The sequence below is a fragment of the Azospirillum sp. TSH58 genome (assembly GCF_003119115.1).
Taxonomy (GTDB): Bacteria; Pseudomonadota; Alphaproteobacteria; order Azospirillales; family Azospirillaceae; genus Azospirillum.
Map to the genome: position 1 here is coordinate 113,369 of NZ_CP022363.1, position 15,550 is coordinate 128,918.

Annotated in this window: 10 protein-coding genes; 3 read left to right on the forward strand and 7 right to left on the reverse strand. The window is 69.6% G+C overall.

Annotated elements, in window-relative coordinates; translation table 11 throughout:
• The first annotated feature begins 70 nt into the window (after positions 1–70).
• Positions 71–1,291 (forward strand): polysaccharide deacetylase family protein, encoded by a 1,221-nt coding sequence (locus TSH58p_RS00525; RefSeq protein ID WP_247874312.1) that lies wholly within the window; start codon positions 71–73, stop codon positions 1,289–1,291.
• Positions 1,292–1,375: 84 nt separating this feature from the next.
• Here the strand turns inward: TSH58p_RS00525 and TSH58p_RS00530 are convergent, their stop codons facing one another.
• Entirely contained in the window at positions 1,376–1,843 is a 468-nt protein-coding gene (locus tag TSH58p_RS00530) for a MucR family transcriptional regulator (protein ID WP_051658475.1), read from the reverse strand.
• Between the two features lie 178 nt (positions 1,844–2,021).
• Positions 2,022–3,347: a GH1 family beta-glucosidase gene (locus TSH58p_RS00535; protein ID WP_109072760.1), complete on the reverse strand. Its 1,326-nt coding sequence runs from the start codon at positions 3,345–3,347 to the stop codon at positions 2,022–2,024.
• 104 nt (positions 3,348–3,451) lie between these two features.
• Between TSH58p_RS00535 and TSH58p_RS00540 the strand changes: the two genes are divergently transcribed.
• Positions 3,452–4,822, forward strand: a complete 1,371-nt coding sequence (locus tag TSH58p_RS00540) for a GH1 family beta-glucosidase (RefSeq protein WP_109072752.1) — start codon at positions 3,452–3,454, stop codon at positions 4,820–4,822.
• Here the strand turns inward: TSH58p_RS00540 and TSH58p_RS00545 are convergent.
• Positions 4,819–6,591 (reverse strand): radical SAM/SPASM domain-containing protein, encoded by a 1,773-nt coding sequence (locus TSH58p_RS00545; RefSeq protein WP_109072753.1) that lies wholly within the window; start codon positions 6,589–6,591, stop codon positions 4,819–4,821. The genes TSH58p_RS00540 and TSH58p_RS00545 overlap by 4 nt on opposite strands.
• A gap of 168 nt (positions 6,592–6,759) precedes the next feature.
• Between TSH58p_RS00545 and TSH58p_RS00550 the strand changes: the two genes are divergently transcribed.
• Complete coding sequence (locus TSH58p_RS00550; RefSeq protein ID WP_109072754.1) at positions 6,760–8,883, forward strand: tetratricopeptide repeat protein; 2,124 nt, start codon at positions 6,760–6,762, stop codon at positions 8,881–8,883.
• 11 nt (positions 8,884–8,894) lie between these two features.
• On the opposite strand, the gene TSH58p_RS00555 is transcribed toward TSH58p_RS00550, so the two are convergent.
• The 4 genes from TSH58p_RS00555 to TSH58p_RS00570 all read right to left on the reverse strand — a co-directional run bounded on the left by TSH58p_RS00555 (position 8,895) and on the right by TSH58p_RS00570 (position 15,421).
• A complete protein-coding gene (locus tag TSH58p_RS00555) occupies positions 8,895–10,715 on the reverse strand; it encodes an ABC transporter ATP-binding protein/permease (RefSeq protein WP_109072755.1) in 1,821 nt (606 codons plus the stop codon).
• A 119-nt stretch (positions 10,716–10,834) separates the two neighbouring features.
• Positions 10,835–12,379, reverse strand: a complete 1,545-nt coding sequence (locus TSH58p_RS00560) for a DUF6212 domain-containing protein (protein ID WP_109072756.1) — start codon at positions 12,377–12,379, stop codon at positions 10,835–10,837.
• A gap of 16 nt (positions 12,380–12,395) precedes the next feature.
• The gene (locus TSH58p_RS00565; protein WP_158282670.1) at positions 12,396–14,453 is read right to left on the reverse strand and encodes a glycosyltransferase; all 2,058 of its coding nucleotides are present in this window, start codon (positions 14,451–14,453) and stop codon (positions 12,396–12,398) included.
• 221 nt (positions 14,454–14,674) lie between these two features.
• Positions 14,675–15,421, reverse strand: a complete 747-nt coding sequence (locus TSH58p_RS00570) for a hypothetical protein (protein WP_109072761.1) — start codon at positions 15,419–15,421, stop codon at positions 14,675–14,677.
• Positions 15,422–15,550 lie beyond the last annotated feature (129 nt).

Here is a 15,550-nt window from a genome sequence, read left to right on the forward strand (position 1 = left end):
CATAAGAGGTATCGCCCACACCTGATTTCACTGCGGCGATTTTGATGGTCGATCGCACATGATGTCAGGTTTGGGCCTCTCCACCGTTCACAGCGTCACCCCTTCAACGATGCAGGGTCGACGGCGCTTAGGATTTCTGGCCGCCAGCCTGTTGGCAGCGGCGGCTTTTGCCCCGTTCTTCAGCGCGGCTTGGGCCGCGGACCAATCGCATCTCTCCACCGTCACCACGCTGCGCAAGGATACGGATGGCCAGCCGGCCAAGATGCTGCAATTCGGCGTCTACCGGACGGAGGCCGACGCCTGGGTCGCCTGGAAGGCGGTCGTCCGGCGCCAGCCCGACATGGTTGCCGACCTCGTTCCCCGAGTTACCCTGCAAAGGCCCGAGGTCCCCGATTCCGGTTTCGTCCTGCGGGCGGCACCCCTGCCCGACCTCGATCCGACTTTCGTCTGCCGCCGGATCGTCGGTGGCGGCGGCAGTTGTCTCGTCGTGGACGCCGTTGCCGAGCATCCGGCAGCGACGACGCCCGCCGCCGGCCCGGAGGACAACGACCACAACGGCGTCGTCACCTACAGCCCGGACCAGAGCCGGGAAATGCAGGAGATCGAACGGCAAGCCGCCCGCCTGTCGCGAATCGCCGCCATCGTGCCCGGAAACGAAGCCCGGGTGGACATCGGGGCGTTGAAGGCCAGCCGCTGGAACCTCTGCTCCCTGACCTTCGACGACGGGCCGCACCCGGCGGTGACCCCGCGCATCCTCGACATCCTGCGCAGCGAAGGGGTGCGGGCAACCTTCTTCCCGATCGGCAACGTCGCGGTCCGCCACCCGCGGATCATCCAGCGAATCGTCCAGGAAGGACACGAGGTCGGCAACCACAGCCTGACCCACCCGAACATGCGCACTCTGAACACCGAGGCCCAACGCGCGCAGATCGCGGAAACGAATCGCATCCTGTCTCAAGCGGGTGCCGATCCGGTGCTGTTCCGCCCGCCCGCCGGACGCTGGAACAGCGACACGCTGAGCGCCGTCGAACAGGAGAAGATGAGCCCGGCGCTGTGGAATGTCGACACGCGCGACTGGTTCACCCGCGACGCCGGCAAGATCATGGCTCAACTCGAAGCCACCGGCACCATCGGCAGCGTCGTTCTGATGCACACCACCTACAACGCGACGGCGGAAGCGCTTCCCCGGGCCATCGGCCTGCTGCGCACGCGCGGCTGCCGCTTCGTGACCCTGTCGGAATGGATCACAAGCCTGAACAGCCTCGCCACGCCGCGCATCGCGCAGCGCTGAGGGGGAGCGACGGAACAGGGCCCCATCCCTCCGCCACCCCCTTCCCGGACGTCGGGAAAGGAGCGGTTCGGAGCGGATGCGTGATCAGGCGACGTTCTTGGCGCGGCCGCGGCGGGCCGGCTTGGCCGGAGCGGCGGCCTTCTTGCCCAGACCGATCGACTTGGCGAAGGCGGACCGCTGTTCCGCGTAGTTCGGGGCGGTCATCGGATAATCCGCGGGCAGGCCCCACTTGCGGCGGTATTCGTCCGGCGTCATTCCATAAGCCGTGCGCAGATAGCGCTTCAGCATCTTCAGCTTCTTGCCGTCCTCAAGGCAAACGATGTAGTCCGGCATCACCGACTTCTTCACCGGCACGGCGGGACGCAGCTCCACCGCTTCCGGTTCCACCGGACGGCCCGTGCCCGACAGACTTTGATGGACGATCCGGATGAGGTTCGGAAGATCATTCACCGCGATCTGGTTCGAGCGGACATAAGACGCAACGATCTTGCCCGTCATGGCGACCAGATCGGTGGCCGAATTCTCAGAACCGTCGGTGTCGCTGCTTTGCATGTCAGTTTCCTTCGAGAACGAATGATCCAGGACGGAGGATGGGCAAAGTGATGCGCAAAGCGCAAGCCTGTGCATCAGGTTTAACATGCAAATGTGTAATGTGTTTCATGCAGGACACGCGGCCGGGCGGTCCAGTCGAACGAAAATAGTAGGCTTCGGTGATGAAATCGCTGCCCGTTCAGGCACCGCAACGCGCGCGCTTTATCAGGTCGGCGTACCAGCGGGCAGAGGCTTTCGGCGTGCGTTTCTGCGATTTGAAGTCGACATGGACGATGCCGAAACGGTTCCCGTAACCGCTTCCCCACTCGAAATTATCGAGAAGCGACCAGACGAAGTAACCGCGCACGTCCGCTCCGCCGTGAATCGCCTCGTGCATTGAGGCGTTATAGAGTTGCAGATAGTTGATTCGGTGCTGATCGTCGATGACGCCCGATTCGTTCGGCGAATCGCTGCCGCCGCAGCCGTTTTCCGTAATGACGATGGGAATGCGGTAGCGCCGGGTGATCTCCAGCAACTCGTCGCGGAAGGCGTCGGGGAAAACCGCCCATCCGACACCATAGGTCGGCGAATCGGGCGGCGCGTCACCCCAGCCGTAACCCCAGGTGGTGTCGGGGTTCACGCGGGCGAAGATCGGGCCGTAATGGTTCAGGCCGAACCAGTCCATGGGGCGGCAGATCCGGGCCATGTCGCCGGCCTGGACGTAGGGTTCGATGGCGCGGGCGACGCGCGGCGGGTAATGGCCGAGAAGCTGCGGATCGCAGAAGGTCAGGTTCCAATGCTCGTCCAAGAGGGCGGCGGCCTCCGCGTTCTCCGCTTTGCCGCCCTCCGGCAGCACCCGCTGGCGGTTGTGCACCGCCCCGATGGAGGCGCCGGGCACCAGGGCGCGGATCACGTCCACCCCGGCCCCGTGGGCAAGGTTCACATGGTGGATGGCCCGCAGATGCTGGTCGCGGTCGGTGATGCCGGGAGCCGCCCAGGGGATGGCGTAGCCGAACAGGGTGAAGACGGAGAACTCGTTGAAGGTGATCCAGCGCGTCACCCGGTCGCCGTAGCGCCGCGCCAGCAGGGCCGTGTAGTCGGCGTACCAGCCGGCGCTGTCCCGGTGGGCCCAGCCGCCGAGGTCCTGCAAGGCCTGCGGCAGGTCCCAGTGATAAACGCACAGCCAGGGCTCGACTCCGGACTCCAGCACCGAGTCGATCAGGCGGTCGTAGAAGTCCAGACCCGGCTGGTTGACCGCTCCCCGCCCCCGCGGCAGCACCCTGGGCCACGCCACCGAGAAGCGGTAGGCATCCACGCCGAGCCCGCGCATCAGCGCCACATCCTCGGCGTAGCGGTGATAGTGGTCGCAGGCGATGTCGCCGGTGTCACCGTTCACCACACCGCCCGCCGTGCGGCAGCGCGTGTCCCAGATGCTGGGTCCACGCCCGTCCTCCGCCGCGGCCCCCTCGATCTGATAGGCTGAGGTGGAGACGCCCCAAACAAAGTCCTTCGGCAGGTCCGCCATCGCCGTCTCCATCCGCACCACTCGTCCATTCCCATACTACCTTTGGCGGAATGGTCAAGAAACAGGCATAATGAGGGGCGAATGGTTCGACGGAGCGGTCTCCCTTGGAACGTAAAGCTGCGCAACGGCGAGCGACGCCCCATCCCACCTCCGGTTTTCCCGATGGATTCCTGTGGGGAACCTCGACGTCGGCCTTTCAGGTCGAAGGGGCCGCGGCCGAGGATGGGCGGGCGCCCAGCATCTGGGACAGCTTCTGCCGCCTGAAGGGCCGGGTGGACAACGGCGACACCGGCGACGTCGCCTGCGACCATTATCACCGCTACGCCGAGGATGTGGCGCTGATGCGGGACATCGGGGTCGGCGCCTACCGCTTCTCCATCTCCTGGCCGCGCGTCCTGCCCCGCGGGCGCGGGGCGGTGAACGAGGCCGGGCTGGATTTCTACGACCGCCTGATCGACCGGCTGCTGGAGGCGGGGATCGAACCCTGGGCCTGCCTCTACCACTGGGATCTGCCGCAGTCCCTGCAGGACCTCGGCGGCTGGGCCAACCGGGACAGCGCCGGCTGGTACGCCGACTACGCCGTCCTCTGCGCCCGCCGCTTCGGTGACCGGGTGACCCGCTGGGCGACCTTCAACGAATTCTCCGTCTTCACCCTGTTCGGCTACGCGCTGGGCTGGGGGGCGCCGAGCGTGTCCGACCGCGGGGAGCATCTGAAGGTCATCCACCACACCAACCTCGCCCACGGGGCCGGGGTGGACGTGCTGCGCGATCTGGTGCCGCGGGCCTCCATCGGCGCGGTGCACAGCTTCCAGCCTTGCCGGCCCGCCGACCCGGCGCCCGAACACGTCGAGGCCGCGGCCCTGTTCGACGAGCTGTGGAACCTGTGCTTCCCCGACGCGCAGATTTTGGGTCGCTACCCGCCGCGCATCGCCCGCGCCATCGAACCCTACGTCCAGGCCGGCGACATGGCCCGGATCTGCCGGCCCGTGGACTGGTTCGGCATGAACCATTACGCGCCCCTCTTCGCCCAGGCCGAGCCGGGCGCCGTCTGGGGCTGCGGCTTCGGCGCCCCGCCGGAGGGTATGCCGCGCACCGACATCGGCTGGCCGCTCCAGCCCGGCGCCTTCCACGAGGCGTTGATTCACGCCACCGCGCGCTACCGCCTGCCGATCTACGTGACGGAGAACGGCTACGGCACCAAGGCGCCGGAGTCCCCGGACGCACAGGGGATCGTGATGGATCGGGAGCGGCTGGACTATCTGCAGGCCTGCATCGGCGAGATGGCCCGGGCGTTGTCGGACGGGGCCGACGTGCGCGGCTATTTCGTGTGGTCGCTGCTCGACAACTTCGAATGGGGCGGCGGCTACGGCACGCGGTTCGGCATCGTCCACGTGGACTTCGCGACGCAGGCGCGCACGCCGAAGGAGTCCGCGAAATGGTATTCGGCGCTGATCGGCGGGCGGTTGGGCGGTTAAACCGCCGCCACGGCTGGGGTGGGCACGCTTGCCGGCCGTTCCTGGATCTCCTCGCCGGTGTAGACCGGGCAGGTCCGGCACACGCCGGGCAGAGCCGCCTCGTCGCCGGCCATCATGGCGAGCCTCAGCGCCCGGTAGCGCTCACCGTTCCAGATGTCTTCCAGGGTGTCCCGGCCCAGGTTGCCCATGACCTTGATGCCGGAAATGTCGTAACAGCACAGAGTCACGTCGCCGTTGGGACGGATCACCGTCTCCGTGAAAGGCGCGCCGCAGAAGCCGCGGCGCCGCCTCGGATCGACCTCGACCACCAGCGCCGCCTCCTCTCCCGTCTGCGTCCAGCCCGGCCATTTGTAGGCGTAGTTCGTGGCGATCGGCAGGCCGGGAAAATCCTGGACCAGGAAGGCCGGAACCGTGGCGGCCGGCGGGTCACCCGGGCGGCGCAGGACGTTGTTGGAGATGATCAGCTTCACCCCGGCGGGTTCGAGATACCGGCGCATCAGAGTCAGGTTCCGGCGCACCGTCGGATAGTGGGATCCCCGGCGGATGGCGTCGTTCTCTTCCGGCGAGCGGCCGTCGATCGATACATAGATCTTTTCCACGCCGCACTCCGCCAGGGCACGGCAGCGCTCTTCGGTCGCCAGCATGGCGTTGGTGACGAAATGGATCTGATCGATCGACGTCTCGTCCCTCAAGCGCCGAATCATGGATTCCAGCTGGGGGTTCATCAGCGGTTCGCCCCCCAGATACATGACCCCGCTGACCAGCCCCTCGATCCCTTTGAGATTCCGCAGGATGCGCTCGAACATCTCCGGCTTCAGCAAACGGCGCTCGGTGCTGTGGTAGGCCACGCCGGTGGTGCAGTGACGGCACCGCAGGTTGCAGGCGCTGGAGGATTCGATGCGGACCCTCATCGGCAGCATCGCCGTTCCATCGCTCACCCGCCCCTGTCCGGCGTTCAGGGCGACGGCCGCGGCCCGCGGGTAATCATCGGCATCGATGCAGCGCAGCACCAGCCGGTGCAGAGCCAGTTTGGCCCCCAGCCTCAGGGTCGCGTCGGTGGAGCGGGTCAGGCTGTGCAGCCGGTGGCTCGCCTCCTCAATCCGGTCGAGCGCGGACAAGGCGAGGCCGTGTTCGTAGGCGAGAGTCTCTTGCCCGGGGTCCAACCGAAGGGCTCGGCGATGCGTCCGTTCGGCGGCGGCGCTGTTCCCCTGACCCGTCTCGGCACGGCCAAGCGCCGTCAGCATGGCGGGGCGATGGGGCTCCAGAGCGATGGCCGCCCGGGCCTGGAGGGCCGCCCCCGCGGGGTCTCCGATGCGGTTGAGCACACCGGCCAGATTGAGACGGCTGTCCGCCGCGAGCGGTCTTTGGACGATGGCCTTCCGGTAGGCCGCCGCGGCCTCCAGCGACCGCTCCGCCTGGACCAGGGCATTGCCATGGTTGAAGTGGCATTCGGGAAAGACCGGCCGCAGCAGCGTCGCCCGGCGATAGGAGTCGAGCGCCTTCTCGAGTTTGCCGGCTTGCCGGAACGCACCGCCAAGAACATGCAGCGCCTCCGACGAACCGGGATTGACCGCGACCGCGCAGGACAGGCGCGCGCAGGCCGCGTCGGCCGCACCCGACTGCAATGCGACCAGCCCCCACAGCCGCAGCGTGTCGCCATGGTCCGGGACCGCCTGCAGGACGGCGCGGTAAGCCGCCTCCGCTTCCGGCAGGCGCCCTTGCTGATGCAGCGCCACCGCCTGCCGGAAGCTCATGGAAAGATCCTGCATGACCGCCGCCCGCTCCTGCGCCTTGTCTCCGCCCCTTCACGGCCCAAGAAAGCGCTTTCATGACGGGAATTGCAATCTTCCGGATCCTATTTTCGAGTGTTTGTTGAGGAATTGGACTTTCCTGGGATAGAAGAAAAAAACCCTACCTTCAAATCAAAGACGACTGCCATGAGCGCGCCCATTCCTTCCGAGACGCTTCTCGCGGATGCCGTGGCGCTGCACCGCACCGGCAATCTCGCCGGGGCCGAACCGCTGTACCGCACCCTGCTGGAGCGGCAGCCCGGCCATCCCGATGCGCTGCATCTCCTCGGGGTGCTGCGAAGCCAGGCCGGCGATCCGGCGGAGGGCGCCTCCCTGATCGCCGAGGCCATCGCCCGCCGCGGCACCGTCGCCGCCTACCATTCCAACCTCGCGCTTGCCTTGAAGGCGCTCGGGCGCTTCGACGACGCGGAGGCGGCGCTGCGCAACGCCATCGCCCTGGCACCGGGATCGGCGCCGCTCGTCGCGCTGGGGGGCGTGCGGCGGGCCGGCGGCCGCCCTGCCGAGGCCCTGTCCGTCTACCGCGCCGCCCTGGCCATCGATCCGGCCGACGGAGCCGCGCAGGAGGGGATCGCCCACGCCACCGCGGAACTCGCGGCGACGGACGCCGGCCCTCCGGCCGCGGCCCTGACGGCCTACCGCCGGGCCTTCCGGCTTCGTCCCGCCGCGCCCTTCGCGGCTTACAATCTTGCCTCGACGCTTCGGAAAGCCGGGGACGCCGGGGCCGCCATTCCCATGTTCCAGGCGGCGGCGGCCCTCGCCCCGGCGGACCCGGCGGCGCTGTCCGGGCTCGGGCTGGCCCTGCTCTCCGGGGGCCGCGCCGACCAGGGCGCCGCGATCCTCGCGCGGGTGGTGCGGCTGCGCCCGGACGACGCGCAAGAGCGTTTCCATCTGGCCGAGGCCGCGCAGGCGGCGGGCGATGCCGACCGCGCCGCGGCGGCCTACAAGGACACGGCGGCCCTGCGCCCCACCGACTACACGGCGTGGGAAAACGCCGCCCTTCTCGACGCGCGCGGGGACCGCCTGTCCGCCCTCGCCGCCCACGCCGGCGGGCTGATGGCCGCGGCGCGGGCGAAGCACCTGTTCTGGAAGGCCCCCGTCTACGTCGCCATGCATGTGGCGAACGACCGGATCGCGGCGGGCCGCCCGGACGCCGCGATGCGGGCGCTGGACCGCTTCCGTCAGGCCGCGGCGGCCGAGAACCGGGATCTGCTGCCCTGGATCGATTTCCTGCGCGGCTCGCTGCTGCTGCGCAGGCCGGGGGACGAGGCGGCGGGCCGTGCCTTGTTGGAGGGGCTGGTCCCCGCCCTGCCCTTCCTGCGCCACGTCGCCTCCGCCGACGAATTCGATGCCCTCTGCCGGTCGGTTCCGCCGGAGGAGCGCGCGCTCCACCGGGCCGGATTCCAATCGGAGCCGGCCGCCGGCGGCGAGGGACCGCTGCTGTTCGCGGCCTGCGACGACCGCTACCTGCGGCTGTTCGCGGCCCCCCTTCTGCTGACGGTGGAGGCCTTCTGCGGCGCCGGGCAGCGGGTTCATCTCCACATCGCCGACCCCGGCCCGGACATCGCGGAGGTGGTTGCCGGCCTGCGGGCGCCGCTGCGGCGTTGCCGCCTCACCGTCAGCACCGAACGGACGCCGCCGGACCTCGATCCGGCGGGCCGGCGCACCCTCTACACCTGCCTGCGCCTGATGAGGGCGCCGGACGTGCTGGACCTCCACGGGCATCCGCCGCTGGTGATGATCGACATCGACGCCCTGCTGCCGATCGACCCGCGGCGTCTCGTCGACGCCATGGCGCCGGAGGAGGAGGCGATGCTCATCCATCGGCCGGACAGCCTGGACCATCTCTACAACACCATCAGCAACGGGCTGATCGTGCTGCGCCCGAGCAGCGCCATGCTGGAGGTCCTGGAGCGCACGGCCACCGTCCTCCTGCATTGGCTGCGGCGGCGCAGCATGGCCTATTTCCTCGACCAGATGGCCCTGATCCAGGGGTTCGCGGATGTGGAGCGCCGGCGCGGTGCGGTCGGAATCCTGCCGATCGAGGAGCTGGGCCGCCGTCTCGGCGTGCCCGACGTCTTCCTGCCCTTCTTCGACGAGAAGCACCGCGCCGGCTTCACCGACGAGCTGTCCGCTCTGACGGCGCGCGTCTGCGAGGAAACGCAGGGCGGCGGCCGGTCCGAGGAGGAGCGCCGCGCCGCCCTGACCGCCCTGCTGCGCCGGCTTCAGGCCGCAGTCCCCACAACGCGGTAGGGCGGCCCCCCTTACTCCGCGACCGCCGCGATCCTGCGGTCGCGGTCCCCGCAGGGCACTTCGCGCATGCGGACGGTGTCGCCCACCCGTTCGAGCACCAGCTTGCGGCGGTGGTGCGCCTCCAGGCCGGGGTGGCTGCCGATGGTGATCAGCGTGGCGTCGGGGAACTCGGCGTCGATCAGGCGCAGCATCGCCTCCTCGGTCCGCGGGTCCAGGCTGTCGGTGGAATCCTCCAGGAAGATCCAATCCGGGCGGTGGATCAGCAGGCGGGCGAAGCCCAGCAACTGCTGCTCCGGCACCGCCAGGACCTCGTCCCAGCTGTCGGGCTCGTCCAGCCTCGCCAGCAGGTGGCCGAGCCCGATCCGCCCCAGCGCCTCCGCCGCGCGCGCGTCGCTCACCGTCTCCGCGCCGTCGGGATAGCTGAGGGCGGCGCGCAGCGTGTCGTGCGGCAGGTAGGGCCGTTCGGCCATGAAGAACACACGGGAGAGCGCGGGCAGGACGACGCGCCCCCCACCCCAGGGCCAGACCCGCGCCACCGCGCGGAACAGCCGCACCGCCGCCGCCGGATCGCCGACGATCAGCACGCGCTCGCCGGGACGGATCTCCAGGTCGAAGGGCTCCACCGCGCGGCGCCCGTCCGGCTCGGCGATGGACAGCCCGTGGAAGCCCAGGCTGTGCTCGCCGTCGCTACGCTCCACGGTGATGCGCTCCGTTCCCTCCCCGCCGATCTCGCGGTCCAGGCGCTGGAGCGCCTCGTGCAGGCCGAGCACGCGCTCCACCGACGCCTTCCACTCCGCCGCGCGGGCGAGGTTGTCGATCGGCCAGGAGAGGGCGCCCACCGTCTGCTGGAAGGCCTGCGCCGTCTGCATCAGCACGCCGAGCGAGATGGCCCCGGCGATGTAGCTGGGCGAGGCGACCAGGATCGGGAAGACGGCGGACAGCACCGAATAGGCGGCGCTGAAGACCATCATGTTGGACAGCGCGTGCGTCTGGCCGTTCCAGCCGCGCTGCACCCCGCCGAACAGCACGCCAAGGCGCTGGCGCTCCCCCGACTCGCCGTGCAGGAGCGCCACGTCCTGCGCGTTCTCCCGCACGCGGGCGAGGCCGAAGCGGAAGGACGCCTCGTGCCCCTGCCGCCGGTTCACCGCCTTCACCAGCGGCTTTCCCATCAGCAGGGCGATGCTCGTGCCGACGGCCGCGTAGACCAGCGCGATGTAGAGCAGATAGCCCGGCACATGGAAGGTGCTTCCGGCCAGCGTCACCTCCGGCGCGCCGGACAGCCGCCACAGGATGTTGGTGAAGCTGATCAACAGCAGAGCGCAGTAGGACAAGGACAGGACAAGATCGATCGCCGCCTCGGTCGCGATGCGGATGTCCTCGGCGATGCGCCCGTCGGGGTTGTCGTGGTCGCCGGACAGGTAGGTCACCTGATGCTGCCGCCCGCGCGTCAGCCAGTCGCCCAGCAGCTTCTGCGTCAGCCATGTCCGCCAGCCCAGCTGGAGGCGGCGCTTCACCCGAAGATGCAGGATGGTGTTGACGATGTTGAACAGGATGATGCCGCCGGCCGCCGCGATCATCAGCACGAAGCGGTCCATCGAGCGCTGCTCCAGCGCGTCGAACAGATGCTGGCTCCACAGGTTCAGCAGGATGGGGACCACCACCTGCCCGACCGTCAGAAGCCCGAGCGCCCCGGCGAGAAGCCACACCGTCCAGTTCCGCCGGCCCGGCCGGGAGCCGCCGGACCGGCAGTCAGCCGACCAGAAGCCTCCGGCAAGGTGAAGGAAACGGCGGGTGAAGCCGGACCGGTCCGGCGTCCTGGACGCGATCGACATGGCCCTTCACCCCCTGGGCTTGAAGCAAGACCTCCTTTACCCTAACGAACAGTTTATTACCAACAGCTTGCCCCGCAGTGCACCAAAGGATTGGTGCGCCGCCACAAGGTCATAGTCGGCTAAGGGGTGGCGGCGACCCCGTCCGCCATCGGCAGCGCCGGCGGATTGGCCCAGGCGGTGCGGGAATCGATCTCCAGTTCGAAATCGGAAAAGATGGTGCGTCCATACAGGCCGTGGCCACGGTCCGGAAGGTCCGTGAAAAGATGAAGCGCCATCGGCCCCGACCAGGGTGCCGCCAGCACCGCCGACAGGTCGAGCGCGCGGCGCGGCTCCTCCAGCACCATCCAGCCGCTGGAGGCGAGGATGCCGTCCTCCCGCTCGGCCTCGTCCACCGTCAGCGACGGCGGGGCGACCACCAGCTTGCAGGCGACGGGGGTGCGGCAGCGCGGATCGTCGATCACCGCCCGCGCCCGCACCGCCACGGCACCCGGCACCTCGTCCAGCGGGATGTGCGCCGCCGTGACGACGCCATGGAGCGGGTGGAGCAGGACGCGCCCGCCGCGCAGCAGGCCGAACCAGGGGAAGGTCGCCTCGAACTCGCGGCCCTTGCGCAGTTGCGCCAGCACCGGCTCGGTCAGCGGCCAGACCAGGCGTTCGGGCGCCGGACTCGGCGCCAGATGCGCCGCCGGGCCGTAGTCCAGCCCCGGCAACCCGCCCCACAAGCGCAGCGCCAGCATGGCCGGCTGCCCGATGGCGCGGGCCGGCGGCGCGACGGCGTATTCGTCGAGCAGACCGGCCTGGGCCAGCGACAGGCGCGGCGCCTCCGTCACCACTCCGGTGGCGCCGATCCGCAGATCGAGAAGGCGATCCATCCGGGTGGAAGCGGCGGGCAGGCGCAGCGGCAGCCAGCCGGATCGCAGGTCGCCGAAGGACAGCGTCCATTCCGCGATGGCCTCGCCGGTCTCCACCCCGGTCAGGGCGACGGCGAGCACCCCGCTTCCCTTCGGCGCCCGGTCGAGATGCAGGTCGAGTCCCGTCAGCCCCCGCGCGCCCGCCGGCAGGCGCTGCACGATCTCGGCCGCCCCCGCGGGATTCCGGCCGTGGCGCAGCGGCACCGCCAGCGCCCCCACCGGGCGCGGCGTGGCGAAGACCAGCCGCGGCGGGCTGAGGCGCAGGGCGTCCAGAAGCTCCACCGCCTCCGGCGGCAGGCGGGCGGAGCGGCCCCATTCCTCGCGCAGGGTGGACAGGGTCCGCTGAAGCCCGGCGTTGCGGCGGTGCAGCCCGTCGATCTCCGTAAAAGCCTGAGCCAACAGGCCATGCAGCAGGCTGGACGCATCGCCCGTCAGTTGCGGCGGCGCGCTGTCCGGCCCCCCGGCCTCCGCCCACCAGCCGAGCAGACGTTCGGCGTCCCGCCGCGCCGCCTCGTCGCCGGACCACAGCGCGCGGACGGCGGCGGGCGGGATGGCCAACGTGCGCACCGCCTCGCCCTCCGCCGCCCCGGCGTCCCCCGAGAGCAGCAGATAGCCGCCGTCGTGACGGACGAGCCGCAGGAGGCGGAGGGGAACGGCGCCTGGCTCCAGTCCGGTGCCGGCGCCGACCACGATGAGCTTCGGCGTGCCGTCGTAAAGGGAGGCGAACTGGGCCGCGGGGGCGGAGAGCTTCATGACGATGACACCCTTCTCAGGCGGCCGCGGATGGGTCTGGAAGACAGGAGGACAGGGGCACGCAGGCGGCCCAATCGGGATCGGCGTCCGGCTCCGTCGCATCCTCCCAGCGCCGCAGCTTGTCCGGAGGGAACCCCAGCCCCTGGCAAAGGCGGACGGTCCGGGCGTCAAGCGGGACGACGGTCTGGTAGGCGTGCTCGAAGGCGGCGCAGCCGTTGACCGCGTCGGCCAGGGACGGCGCATCCGGCGCATCGGAGGAGCCCAGCAGCGCCCATCCCGTGACGCCGAGGGCGCGCAGCCGCCCCATCAGCGGATGGGCCGCGCCATGCCGCACCGTCACCACCAGATCGAAGACGGCCAGCGTGCCGACCGCCCCATCCTCCTCCACCGGGTCCAGCGGACGCAGCGGCGTGCCCAGATAGGCGTCGCGGCGAGTCAACGGGCGTTCGGGCAGCACCAGCGGCAGCGGATGGGGGATGACCGACGCGAACGCCTCCACCATCTCCGCCGTCAGCGACAGGCTGCGGCCACCCAGCGCCACCAGATGCGCGTCATAGCCCTTCGCGGCCAGCCAGCGGGCCATGCGGGCGGCGGTGTCCAGCGCCGCCGCGTCGGCGGGGTCGGCCACCAGCGCCGCCAGCCGCCGGTTCCCAACGGGGTGGAGCAGCGGCAGCACCGAGGGCAGTTGATGCACCGTCCGGTAGACATCCTCCGGCGTCGCGACCCCGGCGCGGTAGCGGTCGATGGGCGCCGCCGCCCAGCCCCCGTTGGACGGCCGCGACCACGCCGCGGCCATCGCCTCGCGCAGCGCGGACAGGGCGGCGTCGGCGCCGGCCGGCGGCTGGACCGCGCCGGGCAGCGCCAGGGTCAGGCTCAGCCGGGCTTCGGCGCAGGGCTTCCAGGGCTCCCGCTCCAGCAAGGCGGTGCCCGCCGGCTGGCGCCGCACGAGGTCGAGCAGGACCGCGGTGGGCAGCATCGCCATGGCCGCCCCGCCGTCCGGCAGGGGAAACGGCGCGTCCGCCTGCAGCCCCACGGGCGCACCGGACCAGGACAGCGCGCAGCCGCCCTCCGCCGTCCGCGCCGTCACCGCGGCACGCACCAGGGTGGCCTGGGCCGCCGCGCGTTCCAGAACCCACAGGGCGCCGCGCAGCAGGCGGTGGCGCTTCAGCAGGTCGTAAAGGCCGGAGTCCATGACCGCCAGCAGGCCGGGGCACTCTCCATAGCCGGGCCGTTCCGGCGCCCGCAGGGCGCGGCGCACGAAGTCGGCGAGCGGCACATCCTCCTCGCCCGCCGCGGGGTCGGTGACGCAGCGGACTATGGCGTGGTCGGGCAGATGGACGGCGTAGCGCCGCCCGACCGCCGTCTCCGCCCGCAAGACGGCCTGGACCGCGAACAGCGCGGGGTGGCGCTTCTGGATGTGGGTCAGGATGGGGCGGTAATCGCGCTCCGATTCGGTCAGCATGCTCTCGCCGCGGCGGCGGTAGCCGAAGCCGGTGCCCGGCACATGGACACCGTGGAAGCCGCGCTCCAGCCCTTGCAGCCAGAACTCCCAGTCCTCGCTGCCCTGGCGCATCGCCTCGTCGAAGCGGGCGCCGCTGTCCAGCAGGCGGCGCGACGCCATGCTGCCCGCCTCGCTGACGTTGCGGAACAGATGCTCCAGCGGCGAATAGGCGCCGGACATGTCGCAGAACTCGAAGAAGCCGAACTTGTCGACGTCCGGATAGGCCCAGCCGACCTCCGGCCCCGCCGCCCGCAGCGCATCCAGCATCCTCTGCAGCAGATGGGGCCGGATGCGGTTGTCGGAATCGAGGAAATAGACGGCCTCCAGCGCCGGAAAGGCGTCCAGCGCGAAGGCGATCCCGCTGTTGCGCGCCGCGCTCAGCCCGGCATTGCGTTTGTGCAGGTGAAAGAGCCGCCCCGGATGGGCCGCCGCGAACTCCCGGCACACCCGTTCCGTTTCCGGAAAGGGGCAGCCGTCGTTGACCACGACCACCGCGTAAGCGAAGTCCGTGTCCTGGGCAAGCGCGGTGGACAACGCTTCGACCAGCAGGCCCGAATGCTTGTAGGTCGGCACGACGATGACCGCGCGGACGTCTTCGGCGTCACCGGACCCTGAAGCGGTGTGAGTTCCAACGGAATGCATGGGCGGACGCAGTGGTGACACGACACCGTCGATAGCACCGCTTCCGCTTGCCCACGATGTGACAATTCCGGGACGGGTATGATCAAGCCCGCGGCCAATCCAGAGACGCGCCTTGGGACGTTTGGTTGAATCGACGAGAAGTCCTCTGCGATCTACTTGACGGCCGGTCCGACCGTGATCACTGACTTGCCCTCTTCAGCCACGTATTTCTGGGCGAACCCCTTGGCAAGCGTCGAGAGCGCTTTATCGAAAGAGCCGGATTGGAATCCCAGGTCCGCAAGCTTTTGTCCGGCCGCCTGTTCCTTCGACGTCGCAAAGAAGCGCTCGTCGCCTCCTTTCAGCGTGTAGGCCGTCATCGGCCTGCCGATCCCAGCCAACTGGTCGTACGTGTCCTGCAACGCCCTCATCTCGTCGGCCAGTTGAGACGTCGCGGCCATCCGGGCCTCCATGCTCATGCCTGACGCGAACATGGCCGCCCGCCGGGTCTCCGTCTCGGAGAACATGCGCTGCGTGATGGCTTGCATCTTCTGTTGCCGCGCCTCTGCATCGGGGGTGCGCCCGGCCTCGGCGTCCTCCTGGGCGGTCTGCCAGAACGCCTTCTTGCGCTCCGATTTGAGAGCGGACGACAGCGCGTCGTTGAGTTCGTCCGCCGACAGCGCCCCGCTGGAGACGAACTTGCCCAACGACGTCCGATCATCCGCCGACAGGTTCGTGAACAGGTCGAGCGCGTCCCCCTTGAGCGCCGATGCCAGATCGCTGAGATCGACCTTGTCGGTCTTGGAGGCGGCGGCCGGTCCCGTCCCGTCGGTGGCGCCGGTCTTCGCCGCGGCGGGTTTCGCCTGGACGGAGGCTGCGGCGGTGGCCTGGAACAAGGATGCCGAAACGTCGGAAATACCCATGGCCCCCTCCGGTGATTCTGAACGCATGGCGCTCGACGCCAAGCAGTCTACCACCAGGATCATGAACTGAAAATTAATATAAAATTCTTCCAATTCTAATGATTAGATCGCTAACTATCAATCACCGCA